Source organism: Streptomyces sp. TM32, assembly GCF_004122755.1.
GTDB classification, from domain to species: Bacteria; Actinomycetota; Actinomycetes; order Streptomycetales; family Streptomycetaceae; genus Streptomyces; species Streptomyces sioyaensis.
In genome coordinates, this window is sequence record NZ_SDIG01000213.1 from 1 (window position 1) to 9781 (window position 9781).

Genomic DNA, 9781 nt, shown 5'->3' on the forward strand with positions numbered 1-9781 from the left:
CTCCTGCTGCCGTACGCGACGGCGGCGAAGCCACCCGCGCCACCCCGCACGGCTCCGCCGCCGTCGCGTACGGCAGCAGGAGTGCGCCGGCCGCCGTCCACACCCCGGCCCCCGTCAGCCACCCCTGGGGCGCCGGGAATTGGCGCAGCCGGCGTACCGAGGGGCGCCAGACGCCCAGCCAGGTGCCGTGCGCGCCGTCCAGCCGGAAGGCCACCGCGCAGCTCTCCGGTGCCAGCATCTGCCGTGGCTGCACCGCGAACGGGGTGACCGTCGCGCCGACGGGATGCAGGCACTCCGGGAAGCGCACCGGCAACCGGCTGCCCAGTACGCCCCAGCCGAGCCGGTCCTGGCCCGGCGCGTCCGACCGGACCAGCAGCAGTCCGCTGTCCGGATCGGCAAGCAGCAGACGGTCGTTGCTGTCCTCGGTGATCTGAAGCAGCGGGCCGGTCTCGCCGCCCCGTTCCAGGTCGACCGTGATCGCCTTCGTCCGGCCCGCCCATTGACGGTCCAGCGCCAGCAGCCGGCCGGCGCGGTCCAGCCAGACGCCGCCCGAGCAGCGCCCCGGGATCTCGGCGACCGGCTCGGGCCCGCCCGCGCCGCCGTGCAGCAGCCACAGCGTGGTGCGCTGCGCCCCGGGCGCCAGGGCGTAGCCGCGGGTCCCGTCCGGCGCGGGCGGCAGCAGGGTCAGCTCGGGCGCCTGCACCGCGCCCAGCAGGAGTTCACCGGTTCCGGGGCCCGCCGGGTAGAGCAGGGAGACGGCGAAGCGGTCGGCGACCCGGCGCGCGATGAGCACCCGTCCGTCCGCCAGCGGCAGCAGGGCGCTGTCCGGCTCCTCGGGCTGGGTGCCCTGCAGCGGCACGGCGTACGGCTCGGGGCCGCTCAGCGTCCAGCGCTCCGGGAACCAGCTGCCGGCCGCGTCGTCGTGACGGGCGAGCCGGGCGGCGTACGAGCCGTCGGCGGCGATCGTCAGGGTCGCGCGGTGCGGGCGCGCGGGCGCCGTGGCGTCCTCGGTGGCACAGATCGTCATCGGGCGGTCACCTCCAGTCGGCAACCGAAGGTAGGTTTCGCACGTCCGGCCGAACAGGGCGAGTTGCCGCACTTCACGCATAAGGATGGCAGTTGTCCGGTTCGCCGGCCCCAGGCGCGGTGGCTGTGCATCGGCCCGCCGGCCGCGGGGTGGCGGGCCCCGGTGCGACAGGCCCTACCGTCGCCGCGGGCCCCCGCGCAGGACGGCCCGCGCGGTGTCACAGCTGGGAGGTAACCTTCCACCCGTGCCCGTACTGTCTGAAGTCCTCTCCGCGCTCGACGCCCTCTGGCCCCCCGAGCGGGCCGAAGGGTGGGACGCCGTCGGCACGGTCTGCGGTGATCCCGGCAGCGAGGTCCGCCGTGTGCTGTTCGCCGTCGACCCGGTCCAGGAGGTCGCCGACGAGGCGGTGCGGCTCGGCGCCGACCTCCTCGTCACCCACCATCCGCTGTATTTGCGCGGTACGACGACGGTCGCGGCCTCGACCTTCAAGGGCAAGGTCGTGCACACCCTGATCAAGCACGACATCGCCCTGCACGTCGCGCACACCAACGCCGACACCGCCGACCCCGGTGTCTCCGACGCCCTGGCCGGCGCCCTGGATCTGCGCATCCTCGGCCCGCTGGTGCCGGATCCGGACGATCCGGCGGGCCGCCGCGGCCTGGGCCGGATCTGCGAGCTGCCGCATCCGATGACGCTGACCGACCTCGCGTCGTACGCGGCCGGCCGGCTGCCTGCCACCGCGCAGGGCATCCGGGCGGCCGGCGATCCGGACCGCGAGATCCGGACCCTCGCCGTCTCCGGCGGCTCCGGGGACAGCCTCTTCGGCGCCGTACGGGCGGCCGGTGTGGATGCCTTCCTCACTGCCGACCTGCGCCACCACCCGGCCTCCGAGGCCGTCCAGACCACCGGAGACCGCCCGCCGGCGCTGCTCGACGCCGCCCACTGGGCCACCGAGTGGCCGTGGTGCGAGCAGGCCGCGGCCCAGCTCGACGCGGTCTCCGACCGGCACGACTGGGGACTGCGCACGCATGTTTCCCGTACGGTCACCGACCCCTGGACCGCCCACGCGGCGTCCACCCCTCTCTTCACCCCGACGCACACCACAGGAGCCCCACGCTGAACGCCGCGCCCGCCGACCAGATCCGCCTTCTCGACGTCCAGGCCCTGGATGTCCGGCTCACCCAGCTCGCCCACCGGGGCCACAACCTCCCCGAGTTGGCCGAGCTGCAGACTCTGGAGGCCGACCTCATCCAGCAGCGCGACCTCCTCGTCGCCGCACAGACCGAGGAGAGCGACACCAGCCGCGAGCAGACCAAGGCCGAACAGGACGTGGACCAGGTGCGCCAGCGCGCCGCCCGCGACCAGAAGCGGCTGGACTCCGGCGCCGTCACCTCTCCCAAGGACCTGGAGAACCTCCAGCGCGAACTCGCCTCGCTGGCCAAGCGCCAGGGCGACCTGGAAGACATCGTCCTGGAGGTGATGGAGCGCCGGGAGTCCGCCCAGGAGCGGGTCACCGAGCTCACCTCCCGGGTCGAGGCCATCCAGGCCAAGGTCGACGACGCCACCGCGCGCCGGGACGCCGCGAACGCCGAGATCGAGGCGGAGCGTGCGACGGTCGCCAAGGAGCGCGAGCTGACCGTCGCCGACATCCCGGCCGATCTCCTCAAGCTCTACGACAAGATCCGCGCCAAGGAGGGCGGCGTCGGCGCGGCCCGCCTCTACCAGCGCCGCTGCGAGGGCTGCCGCCTGGAGCTGAACATCACCGAGCTCAACGATGTCCGCGCGGCCGCCGCCGACACCGTCGTGCGCTGCGAGAACTGCAGCCGCATCCTGGTCCGTACGCCCGACTCGGGCCTGTAGGCCATGGCCCGCACCCTGATCGTCGAAGCGGACGGCGGCTCCCGGGGCAACCCGGGGCCGGCCGGCTACGGCGCGGTGGTCCTCGACCCGGAGACGGGCGAAACCCTCGCCGAGGCCGCCGAGTTCCTCGGTACGGCGACCAACAACGTCGCCGAGTACAGGGGCCTGGTGGCCGGCCTGCGGGCGGCGCACGCGCTGGATCCCGAGGCCCGCATCCGGGTGCGGATGGACTCCAAGCTCGTCGTCGAGCAGATGTCGGGGCGCTGGAAGATCAAGCACCCGGACATGAAGCCGCTGGCGTCCGAGGCCCGGTCGGTCTTCCCGGCCGACCGGGTGTCGTACGAGTGGATCCCCCGCGCGCAGAACAAGCACGCCGACCGGCTCGCCAACGAGGCGATGGACGCCGGGACATCGGGCAAGCAGTGGGAGCCGCGCGACTCCCGGGCGGCGCTGGACACCGCGGCGCCGGCCCGCAGCGCCGCGGCCCGGGCCGCCGACGCCTCCGCGGAGGCGGCCGACGAGTCGGCCGAGGCGCCGTCGGCCGGCTGGGGCCCCGACCTCGGCCCGCCCGCCACCTTCGTCCTGCTGCGGCACGGCGAGACCGCGCTCACGCCGGAGAAGCGCTTCTCCGGCAGCGGCGGCACCGACCCGGAACTCTCCGCCGCCGGCCGCCGCCAGGCCGAGGCGACCGCCGCCGCGCTCGCCACCCGCGGCACGATCCAGGCCGTCGTCAGTTCACCGCTGCGGCGCTGCCGGGAGACCGCCGAGGCGGTCGCGGCCCGGCTCGGGCTGGAGGTCCGGATCGAGGAGGGCCTGCGGGAGACCGACTTCGGGGCGTGGGAGGGGCTGACCTTCGCCGAGGTGCGCGAGCGCTACCCCGAGGACCTCGACGCATGGCTCGCCTCCGCGAAGGCGGAGCCCACCGGAGGCGGCGAGTCCTTCGCCGCGGTCGCCCGCCGGGTCGCCGTCGCCCGCGACAAGCTCCTGGCCCGGTACGCGGGCCGCACGGTCCTGCTGGTCACCCATGTCACGCCGGTCAAGACGCTGGTCCGGCTGGCGCTGGGCGCCCCGCCGGAGGCGCTGTTCCGGATGGAGCTCTCCGCGGCCTCCCTCTCCGCCGTCGCCTACTACTCCGACGGCAACGCGTCGGTACGGCTGCTGAACGAGACGGCCCATCTGCGGTAGGCCCTGAGCCATCGGGCAGGGCCTGAGCCATCGGGTGGGCCCCGCGCCGCGGCCGTCAGACCGCCAACGCCGCCGCGTCCCGGGCGAGTTGGCGCACCCGGCCCCAGTCCTTGGCGACCGTAGCCCGGGCCGGCAGCATCCAGGAGCCGCCGACGCAGACGACGTTCGGCAGGGCCAGATAAGCCGGTGCCGACGCCGGGCCGATCCCGCCGGTCGGGCAGAAGCGGGCCTGCGGCAGCGGCGCGGCCAGCGAGGTCAGATAGGCGGTGCCGCCCGCCGCCTCGGCCGGGAAGAACTTCATCTCGGTGATGCCCTCCTCCAGCAGGGTCACCACCTCCGAGGCCGTCGAGACGCCCGGCAGGAACGGCACCCCCGAGTCCGTCATCGCCCCCAGCAGCCGGGGCGTGCACCCGGGGCTCACCAGGAACCGGGCGCCGGCCGCACGGGCCGCCCCGGCCTGGGCGGGGGACAGCACGGTGCCCGCGCCCGGCACCGCATCCGGGACCTCGTCGGCGATGGCGCGGAGCGCGTCGAGCGCGGCGGGCGTCCGCAGCGTCACCTCGATCGCGGGCAGTCCGCCCGCGACGAGAGCCCGGGCGAGCGGCACGGCGTCCGCGACGTCGTGGACCACCACGACGGGGAGGACGGGCGCGAGCCCGAGCACCGACGAGGGGCCGGGGGATGCGACGTTGCTGGTGGTCACGCCGCCCATGGTGCGCAGGCCCGCCCACCCTCCGCAACGAGCGTTGCACATGCTGCAACCGTCAGGCGTCGGGTGCTCCCCGGGCCGTATCGACTCCCGCCCCCTGGCCGTACCGGCTCCCGTGGCCCCTCCGGGCCGTACCGGCGACTCCCGTCCCCGCCTACAACTCCGTCACGATCACATCGACGGCCCAGGCCTTGCCGCCCTTCGCCGGAGCCTGTGCCTCCACCGCATGGCCCAGTTCCCGCAGCGCCTCCACCAGCTCGGCCGGGCCCTCCGGCGCACGCCCCGACGACAGCAGATCCCGCACCAGCCGCCCCTTGGTCGCCTTGTTGAAGTGGCTGACCACCGTCCGCTTCTCCACACCGGCCACGATCTTGGACTGCAGCACCCGCACCGTCGCGGTACGCCCGGCCAGCTCGCCCTTGGGCTTCCACGCCGTCGCATACGCCGCCGACCGCAGATCGAGCACCAGCCCGTCCCCGGCGGCCGCGGGCAGCACCTCGGCCATCGGCGCCCGCCAGTACGCGCCCAGCGCGCCCAGGCCCGGCAGCTTCACCCCCATCGAGCAGCGGTAGGACGGAATCCGGTCGCCGACCCCCACGGCGCCCCACAGCCCCGAGAACACCAGCAGCGAGCGCTCGGCCCGCCGGCGCGCCGCCGCGTCCAGGGACGCCAGGTCGAGCGCGTCGTACAGCACCCCGGTGTAGATCTCCCCGGCCGGCCGGGCCGGCGCCGTCCGCAGCCCCGCGTTCTTGGCGATCTCGCCCTTGAGGCCCTCGCTGAGCCCGAGCACCTCCTGGGCCTTGGTCTCGTCCGCGGCACACAGCTCGACGAGCTCCCCGAGCACCTCCTCGCGCGCCGCGGTCAGCCCCGGCAGCGACAGCGCCCCGGTGTCCAGCGGCGCCCCCTTGCCTCCCGCGGCCTTCCCTTCGGACGGCGGCAACAGCACGAGCACGGTGTTTCTCCTTCGCGGCGGTACGGGCGGGGGTGCGGCCCGCCCCGGGAAAGCGTATGGCCTGCGGCGGACCGGTACGGAACCCGCGCGCCCGCCGGGGAACCGGTGCCGCACCGCCCGCCGGGAACCGGTGCCGCACCGCACGCCGCGCCGGGAGCGGCCACCCGCCATACGCTCGGTTCCATGCCCCGTCTCCATATGCATGTGACCGACGCAGCCGAGGCCCCGCTGCGGGTGGCGCTGCATGAGCTGCGCGGACGGTTGGAGATCCCGGACCACTTCCCGCCCACGGCACAGGCCGAGGCGGAGAGCGCGGCCCGCGCTCCGCGGATCCCGGCCGCCGATGGCGCGGTGGCGACCGAGCACACCCTGGAGGACGCCACCGACCTCCCGCTCTTCACCATCGACCCGCCCGGCTCCCTCGATCTCGACCAGGCGATGTTCCTCACCCGCCGCCCCGGCCGGGGGGCCTCCGGGGCGAAGACCGGGGGCGGCTACCGCGTCCACTACGCCATCGCCGATGTCGCCTCGTTCGTGACGCCCGGCGGGGCCCTGGACGCCGAGGCACACCACCGGGTGACCACCCTCTACTTCCCCGACGAGCGGGTGCCGCTGTATCCGTACGCGCTGAGCGAGGGCGCCGCCAGCCTGCTGCCCGACCGGGACCGCCCGGCCGTCCTGTGGCAGCTCGACCTCGACGCGGACGGCGCCCTGGCCGACGTCCGGGTCCGCCGCGCGCTGGTCCGCTCCCGCGCCAAGCTCGACTACGCCGGAGTCCAGCGGATCCTCGACGACGGTACGGCCGAGGAGCCGCTCGCCCTGCTCCGCGAGATCGGGCTGCTGCGCGAGGAGCTGGAGGTGGCCCGGGGCGCGATCTCCCTGAACGTCCCCGAGCAGGAGATCGTCGAGGAGGAGGGCTGCTACCGCCTCGAATACCGCGCCCCGCTCCCGGCCTACGGCTGGAACGCGCAGATATCCCTGCTCACCGGCATGGCCGCGGCCGAGCTGATGCTGGCCTCCGGCACCGGCATCCTCCGCACGCTGCCGAGGGCCCCCGACGGCTCGGTGGCCCGGCTGCGGCTGACCGCCCGCGCGCTCGGCGTCGACTGGCCGCACCACACCTCGTACGCGGCGCTGATCCGCGCCCTCGACCCGCGCCGTCCCGCCCACGCCGCGTTCCTCCAGGAGTGCACCGCACTGCTGCGCGGCGCCGGCTACACCGCCTTCGACGGCACCGCACCCCCGGCCTCCGAGGCCCTGCACGCCGCGGTCGCCGCTCCGTACGCGCATGCCACCGCGCCGCTGCGGCGGCTCGTCGACCGCTACACCTCCGAGCTGTGCCTGGCCGCCTCGGCCGGCGTCGAGCCGCCCTCCTGGGTCCGCGGGCCGCTGGCCGCGCTGCCCCGGGAGATGGAGCTGGGCAGCCAGCGCGCCAACCAGGTCGAGCGGGCCTGTGTCGACCTCGTCGAGGCGGCCCTGCTGCGCGACCGGATCGGGGAGGTCTTCGAGGGCCTGGTCGTGGAGATCCAGGAGACGGACCCCACGCATGGCACCGTCCACCTCGTCGACCCGGCCGTCATCGGCCCCGTCGAAGCCGCCCCGGAAGGCCCCGCACTGCCGCTCGGGCGCCGTATCCCGGTCCGTCTCGCCGAGGCCGAACCGGGCCACCATCCGGTCCGCTTCACGGCCGCGTGACCCTCGCCCCGCCGGCTCCCGACGCGTCCCCGACGGAGCCGTCACCCGCCCCCGCCACGGCCTCCCGTACGGCTCGCACCGCTGCCCGGGGATCATCCGCATGGAACCGCACCGTGCCCACGGTCGTCCGCTGCCCCAACAGCCCCACCGCCACGACCGGTTCGACCAGCTCGACGCTGACCGAGGTCTGCCCGCCCACGGCGAACTCCGCCACCCCGGCCGGGGCCCCCGTGGCCGCCCCGTCGCCGGCCCGGCCCTCCTCCTTGCTGAACCGCAGGTCGTACCGGACCGAGGCGATCCGCCCGACCGGTATCCGCAGCTCCCGCCGGGCACCGTCGCGCAGCCACAGGACGTCCGCCCCCAGCACATGCGGCCGGGTGACCGCGGAGGCCTGAAGTCCCAGCACCATCAGCACGGTGTAGACATCGAGCACCAGGAGCACCCCGTGCACCACCGGTCTGTCGGCGAACAGCGCGCTCAGCCCCACCGTCTCCACCACACACACGAACGCCAGCCCGTAGACGAGCGCCGCCTGGGCCGCCGCATAGCCCAGGGCGCGCTCGCCGGGCGCCACCCCGATCCGCCGCCGCGCCACCCACCACACCAAACTCACCAGCCACCGCCCCTCGTGGGCGGCCAGCCGCCGCAGCGCACCACCCCGGCTCACCGCGCACGCTCCGTGATCAGCCGGACCGCCTCGCGCACGGCCGCGGCCTGCGCGGGCGCGAACTGCGCGTGGTACGCCGCCATGAAGCCGCTCCCCTCCGCCATGAAGCCGCCCTCCTCCGCCACCGAGCCGGGCGCGCCCGGCCCGCCCGCCTCCCCGCTGCCCGCCGCGCCGAGCTCCGCGGCCACCGCGTCCGGAACGCAGTCGGCGAGCGCCTGAGCGGCCCGCGCCACCCGTGGATCGTCCGGCGCGGCCTCCGCCAGCGCATCGAGCAGCCCGTACACCTCGTACATCCGCTCCATCGCCCCTGGCTCCGCCGCCATCGCCCCCAGCAGCTCCGCCATCCGCCGGCGCTCCGCTTCCGCCACCGTCGAGTCGAGCAGCGCCAGCACCTCCCGTTCCTTCGCCGCCATGGCGGGTTCCGGGCCGGGCCGGGCCGCCGAGGTACGGGCCATCTCCCCGAAGACCGCGGCCAGTTCGTCCGAGACGGGTCCCTCGGCGGGCAGCCCGCCGTGCTCCTCCGCCTGCCGCCGCAGGGCGGCCAGCCGCACCCGCCGGGACCGGATCTCCTCCTCCTGCCGGGCCAGGTCCGCGTCCAGTTCGGCCAGCACCTCGGCCAGTTCCCGCCCGGAGTCGTCCGCCAGGACGTCACGCACCTCGTCCAGCGCGAGCCCCAGTTCCGCCAGCCGCCGCAGCCGCGCGAGCGCGACGGCATTCGCCAGCCCGTACTCCCGGTAGCCGTTGGCCCGGCGGGGCGGCTCGGGCAGCAGCCCGAGGTGGTGGTAGTGGCGCACCGCGCGGGTGCTGATGCCGACCAGCGCGGCGAGTTCCCCGATTCTCATGAGCTTTCCCCGACTCTCATGCGCTCAGTAGAAACGTTGCCGCCGCGACAAGGTCAAGGGCGGCCGAGCGGGCCCGCCCGCGGGCGCGGGCCGCGACGCCGCTGCCTGCGGGTACCATGGTCGCCACGGCGGACGAGCCGGCCGGACGGCCGCGTGGGGATCGACGATCCCCCCGAGGAACGTCCGGGCTCCACAGGGCAGGGTGGTGGGTAACACCCACCCGGGGTGACCCGCGGGACAGTGCCACAGAAAACAAACCGCCCGTGCCGCAAGGCGCGGGTAAGGGTGAAACGGTGGTGTAAGAGACCACCAGCCTCCGAGGTGACTCGGAGGGCTAGGTAAACCCCACCCGGAGCAAGGTCAAGAGGAGGCATCGGCTGATGCCTCTGCGCGGACGACCGAGGGCTGCCCGCCCGAGTCCGCGGGTAGACCGCACGAGGCTGCCGGCAACGACAGCCCTAGATGGATGGCCGTCTCCCCCCGGCCCGCAAGGACCGGGGGCGACAGAACCCGGCGTACAGGCCGACTCGTCCGCCATTACGGCTCTGACCTGGGGGAATGCCCTGGTCGGGGCCGTTTTGCGTCCAGTCAGACTGCCTGCCCTGACCTGCGGTTTCCCGGGAGTTCCCGTGGGGATGTGCACTGGTTGTGCACGCGGGCCTGTACGCGTGTGCCGGGGTCGGCAGGCGCGGACGCATCGGCTGACGTCGGCCGGGTACCCGATTCCGCTGACTATCCGCGGACAGCCCGTTGGGTCCTGCCGCCGCTGACGGGGCCATCCCCGCGGGTGCGGGGAGGAGCTGGCTACGGGGCGTTGTGAGGAGGTGGTGCCGCTCTCCTCCTC

General features: G+C 75.0%; 8 protein-coding genes, 1 other RNA gene and 1 pseudogene. 5 read left to right on the forward strand and 5 right to left on the reverse strand.

The genetic code is table 11. The annotated features are described in order from the left end of the window. Nucleotides 1-1027: pseudogene (locus EST92_RS28910) on the reverse strand (hypothetical protein); the annotation flags it as partial. 244 nt (nucleotides 1028-1271) lie between these two features. On the opposite strand from EST92_RS28910, the gene EST92_RS28915 reads away from it, so the two are divergent. The 3 genes from EST92_RS28915 to EST92_RS28925 are packed head-to-tail and all read left to right on the forward strand — an operon-like array spanning nucleotide 1272 to nucleotide 4072. Further along, a complete protein-coding gene (locus EST92_RS28915; protein ID WP_174244167.1) occupies nucleotides 1272-2147 on the forward strand; it encodes a Nif3-like dinuclear metal center hexameric protein in 876 nt (291 codons plus the stop codon). Further along, nucleotides 2144-2887: a C4-type zinc ribbon domain-containing protein gene (locus tag EST92_RS28920; RefSeq protein WP_216849136.1), complete on the forward strand. Its 744-nt coding sequence runs from the start codon at nucleotides 2144-2146 to the stop codon at nucleotides 2885-2887. Before EST92_RS28915 ends, EST92_RS28920 begins: the two co-directional genes overlap by 4 nt. Before the next feature lie 3 nt (nucleotides 2888-2890). Next, nucleotides 2891-4072, forward strand: a complete 1182-nt coding sequence (locus EST92_RS28925) for a bifunctional RNase H/acid phosphatase (protein ID WP_129283659.1) — start codon at nucleotides 2891-2893, stop codon at nucleotides 4070-4072. 55 nt (nucleotides 4073-4127) lie between these two features. On the opposite strand, the gene eda is transcribed toward EST92_RS28925, so the two are convergent. Both eda and yaaA read right to left on the reverse strand, forming a co-directional pair. Continuing rightward, complete coding sequence (eda, locus tag EST92_RS28930) at nucleotides 4128-4784, reverse strand: bifunctional 4-hydroxy-2-oxoglutarate aldolase/2-dehydro-3-deoxy-phosphogluconate aldolase (RefSeq protein WP_129283665.1); 657 nt, start codon at nucleotides 4782-4784, stop codon at nucleotides 4128-4130. Nucleotides 4785-4935: 151 nt separating this feature from the next. Then, nucleotides 4936-5733 carry a peroxide stress protein YaaA gene (yaaA, locus tag EST92_RS28935; RefSeq protein WP_129283660.1) on the reverse strand — a complete coding sequence of 266 codons (798 nt, stop codon included), beginning with the start codon at nucleotides 5731-5733 and terminating at the stop codon, nucleotides 4936-4938. A gap of 183 nt (nucleotides 5734-5916) precedes the next feature. Here yaaA and EST92_RS28940 point away from each other — a divergent pair, with 183 nt between their 5' ends. Continuing rightward, entirely contained in the window at nucleotides 5917-7428 is a 1512-nt protein-coding gene (locus tag EST92_RS28940) for an RNB domain-containing ribonuclease (protein ID WP_129283661.1), read from the forward strand. Here EST92_RS28940 and EST92_RS28945 read toward each other — a convergent pair. Then, the gene (locus tag EST92_RS28945; protein ID WP_129283662.1) at nucleotides 7415-8095 is read right to left on the reverse strand and encodes a hypothetical protein; all 681 of its coding nucleotides are present in this window, start codon (nucleotides 8093-8095) and stop codon (nucleotides 7415-7417) included. The genes EST92_RS28940 and EST92_RS28945 overlap by 14 nt on opposite strands. After that, a complete protein-coding gene (locus tag EST92_RS28950) occupies nucleotides 8092-8937 on the reverse strand; it encodes a MerR family transcriptional regulator (protein ID WP_129283663.1) in 846 nt (281 codons plus the stop codon). The genes EST92_RS28945 and EST92_RS28950 overlap by 4 nt, the downstream gene beginning before the upstream one ends. 133 nt (nucleotides 8938-9070) lie before the next feature. Between EST92_RS28950 and rnpB the strand changes: the two genes are divergently transcribed. Next, nucleotides 9071-9471: RNase P RNA component class A (gene rnpB, locus EST92_RS28955), an RNA gene on the forward strand. Nucleotides 9472-9781 lie beyond the last annotated feature (310 nt).

Coding starts and splice junctions, on each gene's coding strand:
- EST92_RS28925 (WP_129283659.1), top strand. CDS start 2,891: ATGGCCCGCACCCTGATCGTCGAAGCGGACGGCGGCTCCCGGGGCAAC.
- eda (WP_129283665.1), bottom strand. CDS start 4,784: ATGGGCGGCGTGACCACCAGCAACGTCGCATCCCCCGGCCCCTCGTCG.
- EST92_RS28950 (WP_129283663.1), bottom strand. CDS start 8,937: ATGAGAATCGGGGAACTCGCCGCGCTGGTCGGCATCAGCACCCGCGCG.
- EST92_RS28940 (WP_129283661.1), top strand. CDS start 5,917: ATGCCCCGTCTCCATATGCATGTGACCGACGCAGCCGAGGCCCCGCTG.